Consider the following 21,711-nt stretch of genomic DNA (forward strand, 5'->3'; position numbering starts at 1 on the left):
GGAACGGGTCAGTCGGTGCTGGTGTCCTCGGCGCGGAACCGGGGCTGGCGGCCGATGCGGCGGGCGACGGCGGCGATGTCCTCGACGGTGTAGGAGCTGCGGGTGCCGGAGATCGACATCCCGGCCGCGGCGGCGAGGTCTTTGAGCTGGTAGGGCTGGGGCTTGATGAACTCGCGGCCGTAGGCGACCAGCATCCGCATTCTCGCCTCGGCGTCGAGCCTCTCCCGCCGGGCGGCGCCGATCTCGGCCAGCAGCGCGTCGTACCGCGGGTCCTCGATGCGCTCGAACCGCTCGGCCATCCGCAGGTTCTGCTCGAACCGCTCGCGCTGCTCGACCACCTCGTCCAGCCACGCCCCGTAGCCGTCCCGCTCGTGCTCGTCCGCATCCGCCCCCGGCGAATCCGGCAGCGGGTACACGATGTCCACCAGATCGTCGATCATGTCGCGCTTGCTCATGTCATTCTCCGTCATGAGTTTCACTATAAGTACTGCGTTTCAGCTTCCGCAACACAGAACTGAAAGTGAACCGTGCTGTCACCCGTCTCGGTTTGTCCAGCAAGCGGTAGACAAAGCCTGTCAGTTGTCTACCATGTAGTAGACAAATTTTCCCGCATGAGGGGGAGAGCAAGGTGAACACAGCAGGCTCAGGGCCAGCAGGCACCGTCTATGCCGAGATCGGCGAACCGGGTTCGGTTCCACTGGCTGCCATGACCGACGACCAGCTGCGCATGGTGGTTCGCGCGTTTGGCTGGAGCAGCCCGTGGGACGCGGCGGACGGCACACCCGAGGCAGAGGTCCGACGTCGGTACCCGTTCCTGGCGGGACTGCACTGGGGATGGCGCACAGCGTTCGACAGCGACTGCGCTGGCTCCGACGCCCTGACCGGCTACGTCGAGCAGTCGCCTGCGACAGAAGCGGTGCGCGGGCAGTACGAGTCGACGCTCGCGGAATGGCTGGCCGGGTCGTTCGGACGGTCAGCATGAGCGCGGCCGACGGCGGCGCGGAACCAGAGGCATTGACGTCGCTGACGACCGACGAACTGGAGTTGATGTCCGAGACGGAGTTCCGGCGGCTGACCGGAGCGAGCACCGAGCCAGCCGACATCGCGCTCGACCAGATCGAAGGCGTCCTGTTCGCGCGCATCCCCGATGCGGTCGAACGGTGGGAGGCCGTCGCGAAGGTCGCGCGCGGCGTCACCCCAGCGCTGGAGCACGTCCGCGCCGTCTGTGTCGCGCAGCTGCTGGCCGAGGGGCTGTCGGTCGCTGAGGCCGGGCAGCGCCTGCACATCAACCGGCAGCGCGCGCACGCGCTGCTGGCCGCGCACGAGCAGCCGACACCGCGCGAACTCCGCGCCAACCCCATCCGCGACGAGGTGGGCTACCGGCTCGGCGAGTTCGTCGGCGTCGTCACCGCCATGGCCGAGGATCTCGCCGACCGGCGCGAGGTCTCCCGAGCACTCGATCAGGTCGAGAAACTCCAGCGCATGATCTCCGGTTCACCTGCCGTGATCGTGGCCCGGATGCGCCAGCTGGTCACCGACTGGACGCGACACGGCGCCAGCCGAAGCCTGGTGGCAGAGCTGGACCGCTTCGCCGGACGCCTCACCGACCTTCCCCCCCAGCTGCCCCCGAAGCAGGAAGGCCACATGTGGATCGCCGTCGGCGCAACCACCACCCGAATCCGGCAATCCGCAGAGCCGCCAGCACCCTGAACACTGGCTGACTTCCGACGTCTCGGTGCTGGCGCAGGACCGCAGGGACCCCGGAGCCGGGCATGGCCGAGTCGGCTGGCCAGCCGGCCGGGCGGCGAGAGACGATGACCCCGACAACCGCTACAGGAGGTGCCCCGGTGGCAGACGTGGCGGCGATGGCGCCGACGAGGCTGCGCTGGATCGACCTGCCCGAGACCGTACGCGCGGCGGCGGAGTCCGCGCTGGGCGCCGCGGTCGCGAGCGACCTCACGCAGGTCGGCGGGTTCTCGCCGGGCCTGGCCTCGCGGCTCGTGCTCGACGACGGGCGACGGGTGTTCGCCAAGGCGATCAACACCGCCCGCAACCCGCGCTCCCCGGGCTTGTACCGGCGCGAGATTGAAGTGATGGCCGCGCTGCCGGAGTCGGCGCCGGCGCCGCGGCTGCGGTGGAGCTACGACGACGGCGACTGGGTGATGCTCGTCCTCGACGACGTCGACGGTGCCATGCCCGGCCAGCCGTGGAACCCTGCGGAGTTCGGGCGGGTGCTTGCCGCGCTGGAACAGCTCTCCGACACGCTCACCCCGGCCCCGATCGCCGCGATGTCCATTGTGGACGATCTGGCGGAGAATTTCCGGTCCTGGCACACGATCGCCGCCGACCCGGTGCTGCTCGGGCAGCTGGATCCGTGGGCGCGGGCGAACCTGGAGCGGCTGGTCGAGCTGGAGTCCGGCTGGGCCGCGGCCGCCGATGGCGACACTCTCGTGCACGCGGACCTGCGGGCGGACAACCTGTTGCTCACCGCCGACGCTGTCATGGTGGTGGACTGGCCTTATGCCGTTGCAGCAGCCCGTTGGATCGACGCGCTGCTGTTCCTCCCGTCGGTGGCCGCGAGCAGCAGCATCGACCCCGAGCAGGCGTGGAGGTCGTTCCGGCCGGCGCGCGGCGCGGATCCGGACGGGGTGAACGCGGTGCTCGCCGCGGTGGCCGGTGACTTCCTGTGCCAGTCGCTGCTCCCGGCGCCGGCGAACCTGCCGACGCTGCGGGCGCACCAGCACGAGAAGGGCACCGCCGCGCTGAACTGGCTGCGGGCCCGGATCAGCTGACGCCGGTGTAGTCGCGCAGCCCGGCCAGCCCGAGCCCGATCAGGTATTCCGTCTCCGGGCTGTGGTTGCCGCGGTGGTGCCATTCGGCGAGGGCGCCGAGCAGTTCCATCGCCGCGGCGGCGCGGGTGAACACCCGCAGCGCAACCCGCTCGGCCGGTGTCAGCGGAACAGCGGCGGCGGCCGAGTACAGCTCGGCGATCGTTTCCGCGCGCACCGGCAGCGGCGCGGGTGCACCGTGAGTGAGGTTGGCCGCGATCACGGCGAGCTCCTGCACCCGCGGGAAACGGTTGGCCACGGCGAAGTCCAGCACAGTTACTGCGCCGTCGTCGCCGAGCAGCACGTTGCCCTTGGTCAGGTCGGCGTGGATCAGCGCCTCAGGCAGCGCGTCCCGGTCGACGCCGGCGATCCCGGCGAGGGCCTGGCCGACGAGGCGGGACTGCTCGGCGTCGAGCACGTCGCGCAGCTGCCCGGCCAGCGGCGCGAGGTTGGTGACGGCCCACGGATCGAACACGCGCTCCGGGTGCGCGTCGACGGTGTGGATCTTCGCCGCCTGTTCCACGATCCCGGCCAGCTCGCCCGGGGTCGGCGCGCGGTCGAGATCGTAGAGGGTGCGGCCGGGCACGAAGTCCATCACCAGCACCTGATGCCCGAGGCAGGAATGCACCAGTCGGCCGTGGCGATCGCGGTGCAGCCGGGGATGACGGACGCCGGCGGCCTGGGCGGCGGCGATGAGTTCGGCGGTGCGCGCGGCGATCCCGGCGTCGCGGCCGGCGGCGAACACCTTCGCCACGACACGGGCTCGTGTCGTGGCGAGGTCGACGTTGCAGTCCTCGTAGCCGGTGGTCAACACCTCCCAGCCCGTCACGTCCCCCAGCGCGTAGGCGTCGGCGACGCGCTCGAGCAGCGCCGTGAGATCGGCGTGGACCCGGGCAGCCGGTCCGGCCGCCGCGGTCACGAGGTCTCCGGCAGTGCGAACGGGATCACCTCGCGCAGCGCGGTCGCGCCGGTCAGGGTGAGCAGGAGCCGCTCGAGGCCGATGCACAGCCCTCCGGCCTCCGGCATGGTCCCGGCGAACACCTCCAGCCACTCGTCGTCCATCGTCGCGGCTTCCGAGGACAGGATCCGGTCGCCGTCCGGGGCGAGGCGGCGGCGCAGTTCCGCAATGTCGGCGAGTTCGGTGTAGGCGGTGGCGATCTCCCGGCCGCCGATGACCAGGTCCCATTTCTGCGCCAGCCGCGGGTCGTGGTCGCAGGCCGCCGCGAGCGGGGACGGCCCGGCCGGGAAGTCGACGTAGAAGGTCGGTGTCGCGGTGGCGGCCTCCACGAGACGGTCGTAGAGCTCCAGGGCGATCTCCTCGGCCCCCGCGCTCGCCCGGACGGAGACCCGGTGGTGCCGGGCGAGCCGGGCCAGCTCGGCGGCCGGGGTGCCGGGGCCGACCGGACGGTCCAGCGCCGTGCCCAGGGCGGTGTAGAACGGCACGACCGCCCACGGTGCGCCGAGGTCGACGGCCGCGCCATCCCGGGTGCGGATCTCGGTGCCGCCGGTCGCCGCGCGGGCCGCCGCGATGATCAGGTCGCGGGCGGTGTCCCGCAAGCTCGTGCAGTCCGCGCCCGCCTGGTACAGCTCGACCAGGCTGTACTCCGGGCTGTGCGTCGGGTCGACCGGTTCGTCGCGGAACGAACGGCCGATCTCGCAGACGCGATCGAAGCCGGTGGTCAGCATCGCCCGCAGGTGCAGCGGCGACGAGCGCAAGTAGATGTGCGGGTCCAGCGACTGCGTCTCGGTTCGGAACGAGCGCCCGGGAGCGGGCCGGCTGCGCTGCAGCAGCGGCGTGTCCACCTCCACGTGCCCGGAATCGTGCAGCGACCGGCGCAGCACGTCCACCACCCGCGACCGGGCCACCAGCTTCTCCCTCGCTGCCGGGTCGGTGCGCAGCTGGCCGTAGCGTGCCGCGAGCGGCCCCGCAGGGCGGGCGTCCGGACGGTCGTGGCCGGTGCGGTCGGTCATCAGGCTCTCCCTGCTCGATGGGGCATCGGGGCCGGCGGGCGGTTCGCGGCGGAGGTCGAGGGTGACGCAGTGGAACCCGCCGCCCAGTGCCCGCGCGTGCCGCAGCGTGTGCGGCACGACGTCGACCCCGCGGCGCTCGAGCGCCGCGATCAGCCGGTCCTGCGCAGCGTCCACGATCGCGAGGTCGGGACGGACCATCAGCAGGTTCATCCCGATCCACTCCGACGACAGCGGCGGGTTCACCCCGGTGACGGGAGTGGCGGTCATCGGCGGGCACCACAGGTGCTCCCACGACGCCAGCGGCTCGGGCAGCACCGCGGGGTCGGTGATCCGGGCGGGGTTGAGCAGCACCAGGCCCTCGCGGATCAGGCTGATCGTCGAGTCGATGTGGGTGTGCGGGTAGACACCGCGGATCGGGTGCACCCGGTAGTCCCCGAGCGCCGACAGAGTCGTCTGCAGCCAGCGGGCGCCGAGTTCGTTGCCCGACCCGGACACGAGGTAGTAGAGGTCCCGCCCGGCGCGCAGCACGTTCGCGGCGTCGAACACCGGCTCGATCTCCCCCAGCACCGGCCGGCCGGTGTCGTCGAGCGGGTACAGCTCGTCGCGCAACTGCGGGACCGGGGCGGCGATCCACGCCGACCCGGCCAGCATCCGCTCCTGGAACAGGTCGCGCAGCCCGGCCAGTTCGAACATCCGCGCCCGCATCGGGCCCGGCGCCTGGATGATCGCCGACCCGACCACCAGCGCCAGATCCCGCGGGCAGTAGGAGTAGAAACCGCGGCTGCGCCAGTGCGGCGTCGCGAACTCCGCCTCGTGCGCCACCGATGCCGGCCGATGCACCTCGACCCCGAGCCCGGTCAGGATGTCCGCCAGCGCGTCGAGATCCTCCTCCGCCTCGGCGAGCACCCGCGCCGGGAAGACGCCGGTGGCGATCCCGCCCAGCTCGTCCGCCGCCAGATCCGGGTAGAGGTTCAGCCACGCCGACCGGTCCTCGAGCGCGGGGACGCGGGCGCCGGCGGCGGTGCCGACGACCACCTCGGCCAGCGGGCTGTACTCATCGGCCGACCACGCGGCCCGAGGACGGAGTCCTTGCGCGGCAACGGATTCGACGGCGGCAGCGGGGGCGTTGGACAACGACACGACCTTCCACGAGAGGGCGACCGGACGGGTTGTGCGGAACGAGTTCTCAGTACAGGGCGCGGGACGCGCCGCGGCGGCGGTGCGCCCGCTTCGAGGCGCAGACCATCGTGCGCAGCAGCCACCGGTCGGTGCCGTCGTAGCGGGGCCGGAACACCGTGCGCCCGTGCACGACCCGCCGGTTGTCCGCGATCAGCAGCTCGCCCGGTTCGAGCACGTGCGCCACCGCCGCGGCATCGACCTCCTCCGCCAGAACCTTCAACGCGGCCGCCGCGGCCGCGGCGGCCGGGTCCGCAGGCCGCTGGTAGACCGCGTCGAAGCAGATTTCCGGATCGCCCGGCGGTCCGGACAGCACCGCGACGGCCGGCAGGTCCGGAGTGAGGTCGGCGCCGTGGGCGATGTCGGGTTCGATGACGAACCGCGGCTCGCGCAGTACCCGCTCGACCTCGCCCGGCAGATCCAGCGACCGCACCGACGCGACCAGAGTGCGTGCGGCAGGCTGGCCGCGCAGGCACAGCAGCCCGAAAAAGTCGCACCGCTGCTTGGTGAAGGCGTCCTCCACGTGCCAGGCCAGCACCGTGTCGCTGCCCTCGCTGGTCTGCGCGTCCTCCCGGCCTCGCACCGGCGTGACGTGCTGGACCAGCCTCCCTTCGTAGAGCGAGGCGAACGTGAACGGCTCGCCCAGCAGCGACAACACCCCGAGCAGTGTCAGCCCGGCGGCGTCCACCACCGGACCGAGCGCGGGCGGGGTCGTCGTTCCCGGCGACGGCGGCAGACCGGCGAGGTCGGGCAGCAGGTCGCGCACCAGCAGCGTGTTGTGCGTCGACCCGTGGCCCGCATAGCGGTGCAGCGCCCGCACCAGGCCGGGCGGCAACGCTGTCACCAGCCCGGCCGCACGCTCCGCCAGCTCGGCGGCGCCATCGCCGGGTTCGGCGACGGCCAGCAGCGCCGCGGTGCGGATCCGCGCGGCGTCCCCGCCGGTCAGGTCGACAATCTCGTCCACGTCGAGCACGTTGTGCGACACCAGACCACGATAAGCACCCGCACCGACACTCTGGGCTCACATCCGGTGGGCCATCCCGGTGATCCTCAGATCGCGGACCAGCCCGAGGTCGGCGCCCTGGGCCTGGTGCTCAACGCGGTGGTGCTGTTCAACACCCGCTACCTCGATGCCGTGCTCGGGAAGCTGCGCGCCGACGGTGCCGAGGTCCGCGACGAGGACGCCGCCCGGCTCTCCCCGTTCCGCCACCGCCACATCAACCTGCTCGGCAAGTACACGTTCCTGCTGCCCGCCGACCTCGCCGACGGCCTGCGCCCGCTGAGCGACCCCGACACCGTCCTGGACGACGCCGACGAAGACGACGACCTCGACTGACCCGCCGTCACCGCGACACGGCGGGGATTCCGAGGTCCAGCACCGCGTCCGGCGGCAGGCCATGCTCGAGCAGGCGGAAGCGGTCGGCTTCGCAGGCGTGGATCGCGGCCGCACAGCGGGCCCGGCGCGTCACCAAAGCCCGGAACGCCTCGGTGATCGCGATCCCGAGATAGGCCTTCCCGCCACCGGCTCCCCAGGCCGGGTCGACCGCGACACCCTCGGTGGTGGAGCACCACGCGTGCTCCATCACCTGGAGACTCTCGCCCACTTCGGCCAGCGCGTAGCCCTCGACGTAGGCCAGGCCCCGGCGGCGGGCGAGGCGGGTGGACGCGGCGTAGCAGATTTGCGCGGCATTGGGGTCGGCGTCGCCGTGTGTGGGCGGGGCGAACCAGCGGCCCTCGTCTAGCAGCAGGTCGAACTGAGTCGGATAACGCCAGCCACGCCGCGCGCCCGCCGCGCGGTACGGGGCGGCGTTGTCCTCCAGCCACGCGAGCAGGTGCCGCTGGAACGGGTCGAGCATCCCGGCGGTCATCGCGGGGCGGTCGGCGCGCTGTCCATGTCCGGTGATGATCCGCCGTTGCGGGGGAATCCGCGACCCGCCCCTGGCTCCAGGTCTGCACGGGGTCTTCCCAGCCGGTCTTGTTGCCGGACATGTTGGTGTAGCGGTGGATGTAGCCGCGGATGCGGTCGTGTTGGAGCAGCCACCATCGGTCGGAGTCGGTGTACTGGACCAGCTGCCAGCCCTCTCCGAGATCGGCGAGGTCCGCCGCGACCGCGGGTGTCTCCGGACCGACCTTGTCGGACTCGTCGGTGCGAGGCGGCGGCGGAGCCGGCGGTTCTTCGAGCGTGAGGCCGTGGCGTTCGGCGATGCGGCGCAGGTGGGTCATGCAGCGCGGGCAGTCCGGCGGCGCGACGGTCACCGGTCCGAGCGGCATCGGGGCCGGACGGGACGCCGACTCGCACAAGGCTCGGCCGCCGCGGTGGGGACGGCTTCCGCGCGTGTCCGTGTCCGGGGCCGCGTGGCGGGCCTGGCCGTGAGTGCCGCCGTGCCGGCTCAGCTCCGGCCGGACTCGCACGGCGACCGGAAGCACGGCGCGGTTGCGGTCCCACCGTTCCTGCTCGCCGGGGTCGACCAGTTCCCACATCTCGGCGTCCCGCTCGCGCAGCTGCTCGCGAATTCCGGCGATCACCGCCTGCATCCCCGGGTGCGCCCACATCCCGCTGGCGTGGTCGTTGGCGTCGAGGTAGCGGAGTTCGGTCTGGCGGCCGAGGTGGTAGTGCGCTTCGGCCGCGACAGCGTCGGCGAGCACCCGGGCGCTGTCCGCGTCGCGGTCCGGCCCGGCGAACGCGGCCCGGAAATCGACGTCGGACAGCACCTCGAACAGTGGTTTTCCCGACCGAGGGTGGACGACGAACCAGTGTCCGCGCGGGACCCGGGTCGCGTCTTTTCCTTCTCCGAGCAGGATTTCCCGGTCCGGCAGGTTGCGGCCGCCGGAGAATCGGGTGTAGTCGAACGGCACGTGCGGCTTCAGCCCGAGCGAGCGGGCAAGGCCGCGGATCTCTACCTCGCGCACCTCGTCCGGTTCTGTCGGATACTGCACCGCCAGCACGCTCTCCCGCGCCGCGAATTTCACCGCTCACCACCGCCCGGGCCGTCGGCGACCGCGACAGTTCCGGCCCGGAGGGCCTGCTCACCGGCTGAAGTGAGGGTGACGACGTGGTAGTCGGCGAACCGTTCCTCGGGTTTCTTCGGCCGACCGTGCTTCATCGCCACGCCGTACGGGTCGATCAGCCCGAGCTGGTCCAGCCGGCGAACGCGTTCGACGAGCCGACCGTAACCGCGGCCGTCGATGCTGCCGTAGTACATCGCGCCGCCCCGGTTCTCGATCCTGCCCTCGGCGACGGCACGCAGGAGCGCGACCTGCGCGGGAGTCAGTTTCGGTGCGCTCATCGCGGCTTCCTTACAACGCAACGTATTCGCGGATCTTGCCCTTGACGTGCGGGCGCGGGTCGCCGAGCGTCAGGCCGAGGGTCGGCAGCCGCTCGGCGATCTGCAGCTCGGTCAGTGGCTTGGTGACGGGGACGTCGGCGTAACCGCGATGATCCTCACCCCACTTATCCAGGTCCGGGTCCACGCCGCGGACGCGGGCGACGACGCCGTTGACGACGTAGACGATCGCCTTGAGCCGCGGCCGGCGGGCCGGGGCGATCGGGAACCACTTGCGGTCGGCCTCCAGCTGCACTTCCTCGCCGGCGGCGGTTTCGCCGTAGGGGCGGTTGGTGTCCGGGTCGACCTTGCCGGGCCGGGTGTTGCGGTAGACGACCAGCGCGCAGTCCCGGCCGTCCTGGTGCGCGGAGAGCTGCTTGTAGAGGGTGGAGCGGGCGACGCCGAACATCCCGGCGATCTCCTCGGCGGTGTAGTTGCCCGCGTCGTACATCCGCTGGGCCTCGTTGAGCTGGCGCTGGGCCTCGTTGAGCTGGCGCTGGGTCAGCTTGGCCGGGCGGCCGCCGACCCGACCGCGCGCCCGCGCGGAGGCCAGCCCTTCGAGGGTGCCTTCCACGACGGCTTCCCGGTCGAACTCGTCCAGCGCGGCCATGAACCGGAAGTACGACCGGCCGATCGGGGTGGAGGTGTCGATGCCCTGCTCCAGGACCTGGAAGTCGACCTCGTGCTCTTCGAACCACTTGGACAGGCCGCGCAGGTGCTGGTGGTTGCGGCCGATGCGTCGCAGCCGGGTCACCGTCACCTGGTCGCCGGCCTGGAGCGTCGCGAGCAGCTTGTCGAGCTTGGGGCGGGAGACGAGCTCTCCGGAGATCTTCTCGATGACGACGTTCTCCGGCGCGACGCCTGCCTGGGTCAGCGCGTCGAACTGGCTTTCCGGGTTCTGCTCGCGGGCGGACACCCGCGCGTAGCCGTAGCGGGTCACCGTCGCCCGAACTGCCCGGGAACGGCCCTGGGGCCGCGCGATTGCCCTGCGGCCAGGGTGCGCAGGCGCGTGAGCGCGGTCTGTTTGTCGTGGCCGTCCCATCGGGCGCGCGGGTCGCCAGGGTCGACGACCGGCACCGCGGCGAACAGCGGAAGGTCCTCGGGGTTGATGTGCCAGCTGATCTGCCCGGCGTCGGTGTCGGCATAGAGCACCGGCAGGCGGGGCTCGTCCGGGTCGTTGTACGCGATCACCGCGTCCCGCCCGACGTCGAGCACCGCCGCCCGCACGAGCGCCGCGACCAGGTGCGCGCGTTCGCGGTACAACGCCCGCACCTGGTCGCTGTCGCCGGCCGGGCCGGTCCCGGCCACTTCCGCAGTGTTCTGGTCGAAAAGCTCGTTCATCGCCTCGTCGGTCTCGTTGTCGACGCGCTGCCAGTACACGCATCGGTGGTCAGGGATCCGGATGCGTTGCACCAGGCCGAGTTTCGCCATCGCGCGCAGCTGCGGGTACACCGGCTGGTGCCAGCACCAGGCCAGGCACGACCCGCGCGGGTCGCCGGCGAACCGGCAGACCGGTGCCGACTCCGGAACGTTGCAGCCCGCGCGGCGGGAGATGGCCACCAGCACGTCGGGCGTCGACATCGACTCGTCGACGTCGGCGAGGATTGCCAGCAGGTGCCGCCGCACCTGCACGGTGCCGGGCTGCGGTTGCCGCCCCATCGTCAGCGTCCTTCCGCAGCCGACACCAGGTCGAACGCCAGCTGGGCGGCGTCCCCGTCGAGGTAGCGCCACTGGATCCGGGTCACGACCGTGTCCGGCGCGATTCCTTGCGCCTGAACGAAAAACCGGTCGACAGATTCGGCCGGGGTCAGCTCGGGGAAGCCTTCGCGGGCGACGTCTTCGGCGGTGATGTCCCGGAGGGGTTCGCGGCGAACGTCCACGACTTCGACGTCGACGATCCGCACCAGCGGCACGCCCGTTTTCCGGCCCATCACCTTGCGGCACAGCGTGATCCGCTCACCAGAGCGCAGATACGCCCACCCGGTTCGGCGGGTGACGGTCTTCGTGCGGGCGCGCACAGCGTCTTCGGTGAAGGCGACCGACATCAGGCGCGGCACGGTTCACACCGCCCCGGCGTCGCGGCACCGCGTGCCGTCGCAGCCCGGCACGCGGCAGCGGACCCGTTCGTAGCGTTCGTCGGCGAGCAGCGCCAGGTCCAGGCACGGCTGGCTGCCGCCGGGCAGCGGCGCGCACACGATGTAGACCAGGTCCCCGTCGCGGTTGTCCTTGCCGTACACCGCGTGCGCGACCTCGTGCGGCACCGGATGCCGCATCGCGGCGGTGACCGTTTCGACCGGAGCCCCGCATCCGTCGCAGACGATCGGCTGCCCGCCGGGCGTCGTCGCGATCGACATCGCACCCACCTCCCACATGAGTCCGCTAAAGGGCAGCGCAACAGTCGATGGGTTCGTGAGTTCGGTCAGCGCTGTCGGCTGCATTGATCGTGCCTGGACCAGGGCTTGTGGGCATGGTCGGCTGTTCTCGACCCCAATTGAATCTGTGTCATCCAGAGTGACATGATCGCCTCTTCAATGAGTGATCTTCACTGAGGATGAAGGCGAGGGGTGTGGGTTGGCACTGGCTGTGGTGCGTGACCTACGTGATCTGCGTGCGCCGGAAACTCCGGAGGACCTCGCCGACTTCGAGACGGACGTGCTGGCCGGGTTCGTGCTGGCACGTGCGTCAGCCGGGTTGGTGGACAGCACGATCCGCAACGACACCAACCACCTGGAGCTGATCAGGGACTGGTTCGGCCGTCCGCTGTGGGAAATGCAGCCTCCGGACGCCGATGTCTACTTCGGCAAAGAACTGCGCGACGCGAGGCCGTCGACGCGGACCGGCCGCGCCGGGGCGCTGGCGGTGTACTTCGAGTACCTCGAATTGCGCCACAAGGTCGAACTGCACAACCTCACCGGCCGGGTTGTCGAGTGTCCGCTCGACGAGATGAACCGGCCTCGCCAGTCGGTCGAGCCGCAGTTGCGGATCCCGCCCACCGAGGCCGAGATCGAGCAGCTGTTCTCCGGATGGCGCCAGGAATTGGTCACCTGCCGCAAGTTCTCGCCGATGGCCCGCAACTACGCGGTCGCTCGCCTCGCGGCCGATGTGGGCGTGCGGATCAACGAGGCCCGGATGCTCGACCTGGACGACGTCCGGTGGGAGCTGGGCCGGTACGGCAAGCTCAACGTCCGGCACGGCAAAGGCTCGCGCCGCAAAGGCCCGAAACCACGCCTCGTGCCGTTGATCAACGGTGCGGACCGCAATCTGCACTGGTTCATCGAGGACATCTGGGGCCAGTTCGGCGACGATCACACGCGTCAGGGCGCCCCGTTGTTCCCCTCCGAACGCAAGAACCAGGACGGCTCCTGCTCACGAGCGACCGCCGATGTGTTCCGGCGAGCGCTGACCGCGGCCACCGCCGCACACCTGCCGACCTGGGCGGGGAAGCTCACGCCCCATGTCCTGAGGCACTTTTGCGCCAGCCAGCTCTATCTCGGGGGCATGAGCCTGTTCGCCATCCAGGAGCTGCTCGGTCACGCCTGGACCGGCACCACGGCCCGGTACATCCACGTTCACGGCAGTCACGTCGAAGACGCATGGATCACCGGGCAGCAACGCGCCGCCGACCGATGGAAGGGACTTGCACGATGAAGTGGAATCTGCGCCTGGCCGCAGCTAATCGCGGCATCTGGAAGGCCAGCGAGTTCCAGCGGATGCTCGCCGACCGAGGCCTGGTGATCAGCGCAGGCAAGATGTCCGGGCTGTGGTCGGGCACGCCGAACGTCGTCAAGCTCGACGAGCTGGACGTCATGTGCGCGGTGCTTGGCTGCGGGGTGGAGGAACTGCTGCTGCCCGAGCCGGGCAAGGTGTCGCAGCCAGATGCCACCACGGACGAGACCACCGCCGTGGTGGGCGAGGCTCGTGCCGTCACGCCGCGTCGCCGCGCTGGGAGATCCCTTCCGCCGCGGTGAAATGTGTCCACTGTGGAACGCCGCTTCCTGCTGGGAGTCGCCGGGATCGTGCTTACTGCGACAACAGATGCCGAGGGTTGGCGTCGTACTACCGCCGCAAGGACGGCGTCCCGACGCCGTCGCGGTGGCAGCATCCGGCACTGAGATCGAGCGATTCGGTGGTGCGGGCCGCTGCGGTCCAGGCCGAGCAACTCGGTGCCGCCCACGGCTGGGACCGCTCGACAACACGGCAGGTTCTGGACGGCCTAGTCGTGCTGCTCGACGGCCGGCCCGTCGACGACAGAGTCCTCGTGACCGAGATCCGCGAACGTCGGCTGCGCAACTCCCGCCGGATCGCCGAGGCCCTCGCCAAGCTCGATCTCCTCCAGGACGACACCACACCCGCGATCCGGCGATGGATCGAGCGCTGTGTCGGCGAGCTGCCGGCCGGCTTCGCTGCCCCGGTCCGGGCCTGGCTGCTGGTCCTGTTGGAGGGAGACGCCCGGACCCGGAGCCGATCACAGCCGACCGTCTACCGGTACTTCGGCGCCCTCCGGCCGACCCTCAACCGCTGGGCAACGAAGTACGACCACCTCCGCGAAGTGACCGTCGCCGACGTCAACGAGGTACTGGACCCGCTGCGCGGCCACCAGCGGCGCACCGCGGTCCCTGCGCTACGGTCTCTGTTTCTCTACGCCAAGAAGCGCGGCCTCGTCTTCACCAATCCCACGACCCGGCTTAAGGCCAGCCGCGTCGACTTGAGCCTGCAGTCGATGACCGACACCGAGATCCGCGCCGTCGAGAAGCTCGCCGACGATCCAGCGCAACGGCTGATCATCGCCCTGGCCGCCATCCACGCCGCCCGAACCGGCGCGATCAGGCGACTCACACTCGACGACCTCGACATCCCGAACCGACGGATCACCATCGGCGGACACCGACGCCGGCTCGACGAGCTGACCCACAAAGCGCTGCAGGCATGGCTCGATCATCGCCGCACCACCTGGCCGCGCACCCCGAACCGGCACGTGCTGATCGCCGGTCGGACCGCACTCGGCACCGAGCCCGTCAGCCACGTCCATCTCACCAACCGTCTGAGCCAACACGGGTTCACCATCGACCGCATCCGCAGCGACCGGATCCTTCACGAAGCACTGGCCTCCGGTGCGGATCCGCTGCACCTGGCGCTAGTTTTCAACTTGTCCCACGCCACCGCCAGCCGATACACCGTGCTCGCCGAGCATCTGCTTGACAACCAGCTCGAGCGCGGCACCGAACAGCAGTAACCGCTACGCTCACAGCCACGAACCCACCGGGATTCCCCGCTTCGGCGGCGGCGAGGCCGTCAGTTCCCGACGAAGCGCGTTCACTCGCGCTGAACTCACCGGGGAATTCGGACTCTATTAGCTGGCCCGAGCCGCAAAGTAAGGGTGGAGTGCCTGGTCAGGGGATACCGGCGCGTCGGCGGTGGGGGTTCACTGGGTGGCGTGCCTGGACCGCGCAACGAGTTCGAGGAGCACCTGGTGGAGCTGGCCGATGGTGATCCGGGGTTTCTGGCTGATGTTTCCGAGGTGATCGGCTACGACTTGGAGGAGCCGCGCGCCGCGGTGGTGTGTCCGCGGTGCGGCAGGACGCTGGACGAGGAGGGGGAAGACCGGATGACGGGCTCGAACGCGGCCGGGGCGAGGCGTGTGCTGGTCTGCTTCGACTGCGAGTGCGCGGAGGAGGCCCGGATGCTGCGCGGCCGCAGGCTGCCGCCGCCGTCCGAGTGGCCGGTCCCGCGAGGGCGCTGACCCGGGCGGCGTTACAGGGATTAACTGCTGGTCCGATCAGTGTTGGCTCTATGGTTGCGTTCGTGCGCCGTGAGTGGTCGTCGGAGGATCTGGTCGGGTCGTGGACTTTGGTCGGCGAGGACTGGAAGCTGGTGGGCAACAAGTCGGGCGCGACCCGGCTGGGGTTCGTTGTGCTGTTGAAGTTCTTCGAGATCGAGGCGCGGTTCCCGCGCTCGGCGTCGGAGGTGCCTGCGGCGGCGGTGGCGTATCTGGCCGAGCAGGTGAAGGTCGACCCGGCAGGTTTCGCGGAGTACTCGTTCACGGGCCGGACGATCGAGTACCACCGGGCGCAGGTGCGGGCGGCGTTCGGGTTCCGGGAGTTCTCCCGGGACGACGAGGACAAGCTGGCGGGGTGGCTGGCGGCCGAGGTGTGCCCGGTGGAGTTGCGGGACGAGCAGCTGCGCGAGGCGCTGCTGGTCCGGTGCCGCAGCGGACGCCTGGAGCCGCCGGGCCGGGTGGAGCGGATCGTCGGCTCGGCGCGGTCGTCGTTCGAGAAGCAGTTCTGCGAACGCGTGGCCGCGCGGCTGGGCGACGGCTGCGTCGCGCGGCTGGAGGCGCTGGTCGCGGACGAGATCGAGCCGGGCTCGCGGGGGCTGCCCTCGGAGCTGAAGGCCGATCCGGGGCAGGTGGGGCTGGAGACGCTGCTGCGGGAGATCGGGAAACTCACCGCGATCGGGCGATCGGGCGCCGGCGGGGCTGTTCGCGGACACCTCGGAGAAGCTGGTGGAGTCGTGGCGGTCGCGGGCGATGCGGTCGTATCCCTCGGACCTGCGGGAGGCGTCGCCTGCGGTGCGGTGGACGCTGCTGGCGGCGTTGTGCTGGCTGCGGGCCTCGGAGATCACCGACGCGTTGGTGGACCTGCTGATCGCGCTGATCCTGAAGGTGAACACGCGCGCGGACAAACGGGTGGAGCGGGAGCTGACCGCGGACCTGCGGCGGGTACGGGGCAAGGAAGGCATCCTTTTCCGGCTCGCGGAGGCGGCGGTGGCGCATCCGGACGCGAAGGTCCGCACCGCGCTGTATCCGGTGGTGGGCGAGAAAACGCTGCGGGAGCTGGTGCGGGAGGCCCGCGCGAACGAGGTGGTGTTCCAGGCGCGGGTGCGCACGGTGCTGCGCTCGTCGTACTCGAATCACTACCGGCGGATGCTGCCGACGTTGCTGGCTGCGCTGGATTTCCGGTGCAACAACACCGCCTACCGGCCGGTGATGGCCGCGCTCGAGCTGCTGGACCGCCACGCGAGCGTGGACGGGAAGACCCGCTTCTACGCCGAGGGCACCCCGGTGCCGGTCGAGGGCGTGGTCCCGAAGGCGTGGCGGGAGGCGGTGGTCGACGACCGCGGCCGGATCGAGCGGATCCCGTACGAGCTGTGCGTGCTGGTCGCGCTGCGCGACGCGGTGCGCCGCCGGGAGATCTGGGTGGCGGGCGCGAACCGGTGGCGCAATCCCGAGGACGACCTGCCCGGCGATTTCGAGGCCTCCCGGGAAGTGCATTACGCGGCGCTGCGGCAGCCGACCGACCCGACCGCGTTCATCGCCGGGCTGCAGCAGCGGATGCGCGACGCCCTGACCGGGCTGGACACGGCGCTGGCCGGCGGTTCGGCGGGCGGGGTGCGGATCACCCGCCGCCGCGGCGAGCCGTGGATCACCGTGCCGAAGCTGGAACCGCTGCCCGAACCCGCGCGATTGCAGGCGATCAAGGACGAGGTGGTGCGCCGCTGGGGCACTCTGGACCTGCTGGACGTCCTGAAGGACTCCGATTTCCTGGCCGACTTCACCGCCGAGTTCACCTCGGTCGCATCGAGGGAGAACCTCGACCGGGACACGCTGCGCCGGCGGCTGCTGCTGTGCTTGTTCGCGCTGGGCACGAACATGGGGATCAAGGCGATCGTGGACACCGGCGAGCACGGCGAGACCGAGGCTGCGCTGCGGCACGTGCGCCGGCACTTCATCACCCGCGACAACCTGCGCCGCGCGATCGCGAAGCTGGTCAACGCCACCTTCGAGGCCCGCGACCCGCACTGGTGGGGCACCGCGACCGCGTGCGCGTCGGATTCGAAGAAGTTCGGGTCGTGGGAGTCGAACCTGATGACCGAGTGGCACAACCGCTACGGCGGGCCGGGCGTGATGATCTACTGGCACGTCGAGCGGCGCAACGTGTGCATCTACTCCCAGCTCAAGAGCTGTTACAGCTCCGAGGTGGCGGCGATGATCGAGGGCCTGCTGCGGCACTGCACCGACGCGGAGATCGAGGCCAACTACGTCGACACCCACGGCGCCAGCGTCGTCGGGTTCGCCTTCACCGAACTGCTCGGGTTCCGGCTGCTGCCCCGGCTGAAGAACATCGGCTCGATCCGCCTCTACCGGCCCGACGACGCCGGCGCCTACGCTTCGCTCGGGCAGGTGCTGATGCGGCCGATCCGGTGGGAGCTGATCGCCCAGCAGTACGATCAGATGGTCAAGTACGCCACCGCGCTCCGCCTCGGCACGGCGGAATCGGAGTCGATCCTGCGGCGTTTCACCCGCGGCGGCCCGAAACACCCCACCTACCAAGCGCTGGAGGAACTCGGGCGGGCGGTGCGCACGATCTTCGCCTGCGACTACCTCGCCTCCCCGGAGCTGCGCCGGGAGATCCACGGCGGGCTGCAGGTGGTGGAGAACTGGAACTCCGGCAACACCGTCATCTTCTACGGCAAGGACGGAGACCTCACCGGCCCCGACCGCGAGCACGCCGAGGTCTCCATGCTCGCGCTGCACCTGCTGCAGTCCGCGCTCGTGCACATCAACACCCTGCTGCTGCAAGCGGTTCTCGAAGTTCCGCGCTTCCACGACAGCGTCGGCCCCGACGAACGCCGGGCCCTGACCCCGCTGTTCTGGACTCACGTCAACCCCTACGGCCGGTTCCGGCTGAACATGGACACCCGCCTCGACCTCGACGGCACCGCCCCCGCCGCACCGGCCGAGAATGTTGCACCTGCCGTGGAATCCGTGCTGTGACAACGGATCCGGGCGCGAGCGGCCCCGACGACGGGTCTGCGCGGGCGCGGGCGCGGCGGGAAATCCGGCTCACCGCGGGAATGCTGGCCGAGATCGTGCGCCGGCCGTCGCCGGAACCGGTGCTGTACCTGCGCTGCGACGGCGGCGGCTACGTCACGCCGGGAGGAGTCCGTGTGCCCGCTGCGCGGGGCCGCCAGCCCCCGCGTGGTCGGCGACCAGCTCGGCCCCGCGAACCCGGCTGCGGGGAAGACCTCTGCTTCGAGGTGCTGATCGACGACGTCGAATGGCGGGTATCCCAGCTCGTTCTGCTATCAGTTACGTGGAATCAGAGGGTCGGCGATGATCTTCGCCGTCCGGTTCCGCGAGCTGAGGAGGTCCGTTGGGGACTGTGGTCCTGGCGGAGAAATGGCCCATCCTGCTTCGGCATGAGCAGGCGGCTGAGTGGCTGCAGGTCTGGTCGGACCTCGGGCGGGCCCCGCGGACCATCGACGCGTACGCCCGCGGACTGACCGAATATCTGACGATGTGCGAGCGGGCCGCCGTTGACCCGGCGTCCGCGAAACGTGCGCACGTCGCCGCCTACGTCCGGGAGCTCACGGAGCGGCCGAGCCGCCGCGGCGCGAACGTCGTGGTCCTGGACTCCGGTGCCGGTCTGTCCAACGCCACGATCCAGCAGCGGCTCGTGCCGGTGCGGCTGTACTACGACTTCCTCATCGAAGACGGTGTGCGCGAGTCCAACCCCGTCGGCCGGGGCCGTTACACCCCGCGCCGCAAGCTCGCTGGTCACGAACGCGGCCTGGTGTCGCGGGTCAAGAAGCTGCCGTGGATCCCGACCGAGGACGAGTGGCTGCGGCTGCTGGAGGCCGCGCTCGGCGAGCCGATCCGCAACCGGCTGATGCTGGCCCTGGCCTACGACGCCGCCTTGCGCCGCGAAGAGCTGTGTTCCCTGCGCACCGATGACATCGACCCCGCCCACCGCACGCTGCGGATCCGCGCCGAGACAACCAAGTCCCGGAAGGAACGGATCGTGCCGTATTCGGCGTCGACGGGCGTGCTGTTGTCGCTTTACCTGGCCTGGCGTTCATCCATCACCCGGGCCCGCGGCCCCTTGTTCCTGTCGGAGTCCCGCCGCAACTTCGGACAGCCGCTGTCGATCTGGAGCTGGTCGAAGATCGTGCGCAGGATCGCGCTCGCGGCCGACGTCCCCCGGTTCTCCACGCACACCACGCGACACCTGTGCCTGACCGACCTCGCACGGATGGGCTGGAACTGCATGCCATCGCCGCGCTGGCCGGACACGCCAACCCGGAAACGACCATGATCTACATCCATCTGTCAGGTCGTGACCTGGCCAAGAAGCTCAACGCCGGGATGAAGCACATCCACTCCTGGCGGCTGGACAAGCTCGCGGCTCTCCCGCCCGGCGAGGCGAAGGAACTCGAGCGATGAGCAGCGAGCCTGCCGGCGCTTCGGATCGTCCGGGCTCCGCCCTGACGTGGTCGTGGCCTATCGATGCAGCCCGCCTACGATTGCCGTCCTTTGCGCGATGCCGAACTCGCCGCCCTTCGCGCGCTTGACATCGACGAGATTCGCCGCTGCGGCTTGGTCGGCCACGCCCCGGTCCTTCGGCCGGTCGCCCGGCTGGTCCGCCCCCTCGCGGACGCGCAGGACGCTCTGCACCGGCTCCGCGGGGAAGCGGACCGCCGCAGGCACGCGCGGGACGCAGCCGGGTTGCTGCTGCTCCGGTCCGGCGAGCTACACCGAACCTTCTGGGCATGGTCGACGCAGGACTGGATCGACCTGATCCAGGTCGAAGGCGCTGAGTTCAGGCGCTCGTGGGGCGGGCAGATCGGTCCCAACGCACGCCCGTTCATCATCGCCTACGCCTACCTGCTCGCCGGCTTCACCGCTTTCGATCGGATCGGCCGATTCCACCGGCCCGGCCTCGCCCAGCGGGTGTTCGGCCCGGATCCGGTCGACGAAGCCGTCGGGCAGGTCTGCGGGCAGCTCAGCGACTGGGGATACCGGAGCCGCCCCGAGAAACTGACCGCTGCGACCTGCCACGTCCTGCTGCTGAACCGCAGCCCTCTGCTGCGCGACCTGTCCGGAGACATCCTGGACACCGCGTGCACGACCGCGGGCTACCTGGGCAAAGTGCTCCACGGAATCCATCGAGCTGCTGCCGCGCTGGGCCACGTCGATCCGCCGAGCCCGCCGCAACACGGCGGCCTCGCGGAGATGGAAGGAGTGGCGGGCACTTGGCAAGCATCGGTCGAACGGTGGTACGCGACTTCCACGTTGACGCCGAAGATCCGCACGAGCTATCGCCGCGTGCTTGCGAAAATCGGTCGTTGGCTGGCTGCCGAGCATCCCGATATCACCGAACCCGCACACTGGACGAGGCAGACCTGCGCGTGCTGGGTCGCAGCGCTCGACCGGATGCGGATCGGTGACTACAACCAGTGGAACAAGGGCCTCGGCGGCAGGCAAGGGCAGCCCTTTCTCCGCCGAGACCAAGTCCGGATATCTTGCCGCGACCAGGACTTTCTTCCGCGACCTGCACGAATGGGAATGGATCCCGCGGCGGTTCGACCCTGCGCTGGCGCTGAGGACACCCCGCAGCGTCCTCGCGCTCCTGGGCCCGGACCCGCGCGTGATCGCTGACGACATCTGGGCCAAGCTGCTCTGGGCGGGCTTGAACCTCGATCCGACCGACCTGCCGACCTCAGACAACCGCACATACCCTGTCGAACTGATCCGCGCGATCACCCTGGCCTGGCTGTTCGCCGGTCAACGCAGTGACGAGATCGCCCGGTTCCGGATCGGCTGCATCCGTTGGCAGCACGAGGGAATCCCGATCCCCAGCGACTCCGACGACGTCCTCGCCCAAGACGCCGTCTGCCTGCTGGAAGTTCCGACTCACAAGACCGGGACCATGTTCACCAAGCCCGTCGATCCCCTTGTGGGCAAAGCGATCGAGGCATGGCAAGCCGTCCGCCCTGAGCAACCGCCCATCCTCGATTCCAAGACCAACGACTACGTCCATTTCCTGTTCGCCTACCGAGCCCGGCGAGTCTCGAAGCAGTAATCAACGACACCATCATCCCGATGCTCTGCCGCAAGGCCGGCGTCCCGACCGCCGACCTCCGCGGCAACATCACCAGCCACCGCACCGCGCCCGGTCCACGATCGCAACCCAGCTCTACAACGCCAAAGAACCGATGACGCTGTTCGAGTTGCAGGAATGGCTCGGACACCTCGACCCCTCGTCGACGCAGCACTACGCCAAGATCACCCCGAAGACCCTCAGCAAGGCCTATCAGGACGCCGGATACTTCTCCCGCAACGTCCGCACCATCGAAGTCCTGGTCGACCGCGACGCCGTCACCTCCGGCGAGGCCGCGAACGGCCAGCCCTGGCAGTACTACGACCTCGGCCACGGCTTCTGCACCTACACTTTCTTCGAGCAGTGCCCGCACCGCATGGCCTGCGCCCGCTGCGACTTCTACACCCCGAAGAACTCGAGCAAGGGCCAGCTGCTCGAAGCCAAGGAGAACCTCCAGCGCATGCTCGCCAACGTGCCGCTGACCGAGGACGAGCAGGCCGCAGTCGACGACGGCCAAGCCGCGCTCGACCGGCT

Annotated in this window: 24 protein-coding genes and 2 pseudogenes; 16 read left to right on the plus strand and 10 right to left on the minus strand. The window is 70.2% G+C overall.

Annotation, left to right across the window (positions count from 1 at the left end):
• Positions 1-8: 8 nt before the first annotated feature.
• Positions 9-470 carry a hypothetical protein gene (locus DMP23_RS43045; protein ID WP_337824580.1) on the minus strand — a complete coding sequence of 154 codons (462 nt, stop codon included), beginning with the start codon at positions 468-470 and terminating at the stop codon, positions 9-11.
• Between the two features lie 236 nt (positions 471-706).
• Here DMP23_RS43045 and DMP23_RS43050 point away from each other — a divergent pair, with 236 nt between their 5' ends.
• The 3 genes from DMP23_RS43050 to DMP23_RS43060 all read left to right on the plus strand — a co-directional run bounded on the left by DMP23_RS43050 (position 707) and on the right by DMP23_RS43060 (position 2,792).
• Positions 707-982: a hypothetical protein gene (locus DMP23_RS43050; RefSeq protein ID WP_337824581.1), complete on the plus strand. Its 276-nt coding sequence runs from the start codon at positions 707-709 to the stop codon at positions 980-982.
• Positions 979-1,710 carry a hypothetical protein gene (locus tag DMP23_RS43055; RefSeq protein WP_337824582.1) on the plus strand — a complete coding sequence of 244 codons (732 nt, stop codon included), beginning with the start codon at positions 979-981 and terminating at the stop codon, positions 1,708-1,710. Before DMP23_RS43050 ends, DMP23_RS43055 begins: the two co-directional genes overlap by 4 nt.
• Positions 1,711-1,847: 137 nt before the next feature.
• Complete coding sequence (locus DMP23_RS43060) at positions 1,848-2,792, plus strand: phosphotransferase (RefSeq protein WP_337824583.1); 945 nt, start codon at positions 1,848-1,850, stop codon at positions 2,790-2,792.
• Here the strand turns inward: DMP23_RS43060 and DMP23_RS43065 are convergent.
• From DMP23_RS43065 to DMP23_RS43075, 3 genes are read right to left on the minus strand one after another with little or no spacing between them, the layout of a single operon-like run.
• Positions 2,785-3,747 (minus strand): phosphotransferase, encoded by a 963-nt coding sequence (locus DMP23_RS43065; protein ID WP_337824584.1) that lies wholly within the window; start codon positions 3,745-3,747, stop codon positions 2,785-2,787. The two genes, DMP23_RS43060 and DMP23_RS43065, sit on opposite strands and share 8 nt — an antisense overlap.
• Positions 3,744-5,933, minus strand: coding sequence for an amino acid--tRNA ligase-related protein (locus DMP23_RS43070; RefSeq protein WP_337824585.1), 2,190 nt, complete (start codon positions 5,931-5,933; stop codon positions 3,744-3,746). Before DMP23_RS43070 ends, DMP23_RS43065 begins: the two co-directional genes overlap by 4 nt.
• Positions 5,934-5,985: 52 nt before the next feature.
• Positions 5,986-6,960 (minus strand): TauD/TfdA family dioxygenase, encoded by a 975-nt coding sequence (locus DMP23_RS43075; protein WP_337824586.1) that lies wholly within the window; start codon positions 6,958-6,960, stop codon positions 5,986-5,988.
• A 45-nt stretch (positions 6,961-7,005) separates the two neighbouring features.
• Here DMP23_RS43075 and DMP23_RS43080 point away from each other — a divergent pair, with 45 nt between their 5' ends.
• Positions 7,006-7,311, plus strand: coding sequence for a Tn3 family transposase (locus DMP23_RS43080; RefSeq protein ID WP_337824587.1), 306 nt, complete (start codon positions 7,006-7,008; stop codon positions 7,309-7,311).
• 7 nt (positions 7,312-7,318) lie between these two features.
• Here DMP23_RS43080 and DMP23_RS43085 read toward each other — a convergent pair whose 3' ends face one another.
• Positions 7,319-7,843: a hypothetical protein gene (locus DMP23_RS43085; RefSeq protein ID WP_337824547.1), complete on the minus strand. Its 525-nt coding sequence runs from the start codon at positions 7,841-7,843 to the stop codon at positions 7,319-7,321.
• Between the two features lie 335 nt (positions 7,844-8,178).
• On the opposite strand from DMP23_RS43085, the gene DMP23_RS43090 reads away from it, so the two are divergent.
• A complete protein-coding gene (locus DMP23_RS43090) occupies positions 8,179-8,349 on the plus strand; it encodes a hypothetical protein (protein ID WP_337824588.1) in 171 nt (56 codons plus the stop codon).
• A gap of 592 nt (positions 8,350-8,941) precedes the next feature.
• Here the strand turns inward: DMP23_RS43090 and DMP23_RS43095 are convergent.
• Genes DMP23_RS43095 through DMP23_RS43115 form a run of 5 tightly spaced genes read right to left on the minus strand, consistent with a single transcriptional unit; the run spans position 8,942 to position 11,652 of the window.
• Entirely contained in the window at positions 8,942-9,262 is a 321-nt protein-coding gene (locus DMP23_RS43095) for a hypothetical protein (protein WP_337824589.1), read from the minus strand.
• Between the two features lie 10 nt (positions 9,263-9,272).
• On the minus strand, positions 9,273-10,238 hold the full coding sequence (locus DMP23_RS43100; protein WP_337824590.1) for a recombinase family protein: 966 nt from the start codon (positions 10,236-10,238) through the stop codon (positions 9,273-9,275).
• On the minus strand, positions 10,235-10,957 hold the full coding sequence (locus DMP23_RS43105; protein WP_337824591.1) for a hypothetical protein: 723 nt from the start codon (positions 10,955-10,957) through the stop codon (positions 10,235-10,237). The genes DMP23_RS43100 and DMP23_RS43105 overlap by 4 nt, the downstream gene beginning before the upstream one ends.
• A gap of 2 nt (positions 10,958-10,959) precedes the next feature.
• Positions 10,960-11,355, minus strand: coding sequence for a hypothetical protein (locus tag DMP23_RS43110; RefSeq protein WP_337824592.1), 396 nt, complete (start codon positions 11,353-11,355; stop codon positions 10,960-10,962).
• A gap of 3 nt (positions 11,356-11,358) precedes the next feature.
• Complete coding sequence (locus DMP23_RS43115) at positions 11,359-11,652, minus strand: hypothetical protein (RefSeq protein WP_337824593.1); 294 nt, start codon at positions 11,650-11,652, stop codon at positions 11,359-11,361.
• Positions 11,653-11,884: 232 nt separating this feature from the next.
• Between DMP23_RS43115 and DMP23_RS43120 the strand changes: the two genes are divergently transcribed.
• The 11 genes and pseudogenes from DMP23_RS43120 to DMP23_RS43170 all read left to right on the plus strand — a co-directional run.
• A complete protein-coding gene (locus DMP23_RS43120; RefSeq protein WP_337824594.1) occupies positions 11,885-12,946 on the plus strand; it encodes a tyrosine-type recombinase/integrase in 1,062 nt (353 codons plus the stop codon).
• A complete protein-coding gene (locus tag DMP23_RS43125) occupies positions 12,943-13,266 on the plus strand; it encodes a helix-turn-helix domain-containing protein (RefSeq protein WP_337824595.1) in 324 nt (107 codons plus the stop codon). Before DMP23_RS43120 ends, DMP23_RS43125 begins: the two co-directional genes overlap by 4 nt.
• A 251-nt stretch (positions 13,267-13,517) precedes the next feature.
• Complete coding sequence (locus DMP23_RS43130; protein ID WP_337824596.1) at positions 13,518-14,531, plus strand: hypothetical protein; 1,014 nt, start codon at positions 13,518-13,520, stop codon at positions 14,529-14,531.
• A 201-nt stretch (positions 14,532-14,732) separates the two neighbouring features.
• The gene (locus DMP23_RS43135) at positions 14,733-15,038 is read left to right on the plus strand and encodes a hypothetical protein (protein ID WP_337824597.1); all 306 of its coding nucleotides are present in this window, start codon (positions 14,733-14,735) and stop codon (positions 15,036-15,038) included.
• Between the two features lie 50 nt (positions 15,039-15,088).
• Positions 15,089-15,481 (plus strand): annotated as a pseudogene (locus DMP23_RS43140) (DUF4158 domain-containing protein); the annotation flags it as partial.
• 343 nt (positions 15,482-15,824) lie between these two features.
• The gene (locus DMP23_RS43145) at positions 15,825-18,071 is read left to right on the plus strand and encodes a Tn3 family transposase (protein WP_443111371.1); all 2,247 of its coding nucleotides are present in this window, start codon (positions 15,825-15,827) and stop codon (positions 18,069-18,071) included.
• Between the two features lie 388 nt (positions 18,072-18,459).
• On the plus strand, positions 18,460-19,392 hold the full coding sequence (locus tag DMP23_RS43150) for a tyrosine-type recombinase/integrase (RefSeq protein ID WP_337824603.1): 933 nt from the start codon (positions 18,460-18,462) through the stop codon (positions 19,390-19,392).
• Positions 19,389-19,520, plus strand: coding sequence for a hypothetical protein (locus DMP23_RS43155; RefSeq protein ID WP_337824599.1), 132 nt, complete (start codon positions 19,389-19,391; stop codon positions 19,518-19,520). Before DMP23_RS43150 ends, DMP23_RS43155 begins: the two co-directional genes overlap by 4 nt.
• A 90-nt stretch (positions 19,521-19,610) precedes the next feature.
• Positions 19,611-20,735: a hypothetical protein gene (locus tag DMP23_RS43160; RefSeq protein ID WP_337824600.1), complete on the plus strand. Its 1,125-nt coding sequence runs from the start codon at positions 19,611-19,613 to the stop codon at positions 20,733-20,735.
• On the plus strand, positions 20,725-21,159 hold the full coding sequence (locus DMP23_RS43165; RefSeq protein ID WP_337824601.1) for a hypothetical protein: 435 nt from the start codon (positions 20,725-20,727) through the stop codon (positions 21,157-21,159). The genes DMP23_RS43160 and DMP23_RS43165 overlap by 11 nt, the downstream gene beginning before the upstream one ends.
• Positions 21,160-21,292: 133 nt before the next feature.
• Positions 21,293-21,711, plus strand: a pseudogene (locus tag DMP23_RS43170) (tyrosine-type recombinase/integrase); the annotation flags it as partial.

This window comes from Amycolatopsis sp. A1MSW2902 (assembly GCF_017312175.1).
GTDB lineage: Bacteria > Actinomycetota > Actinomycetes > Mycobacteriales > Pseudonocardiaceae > Amycolatopsis > Amycolatopsis nivea.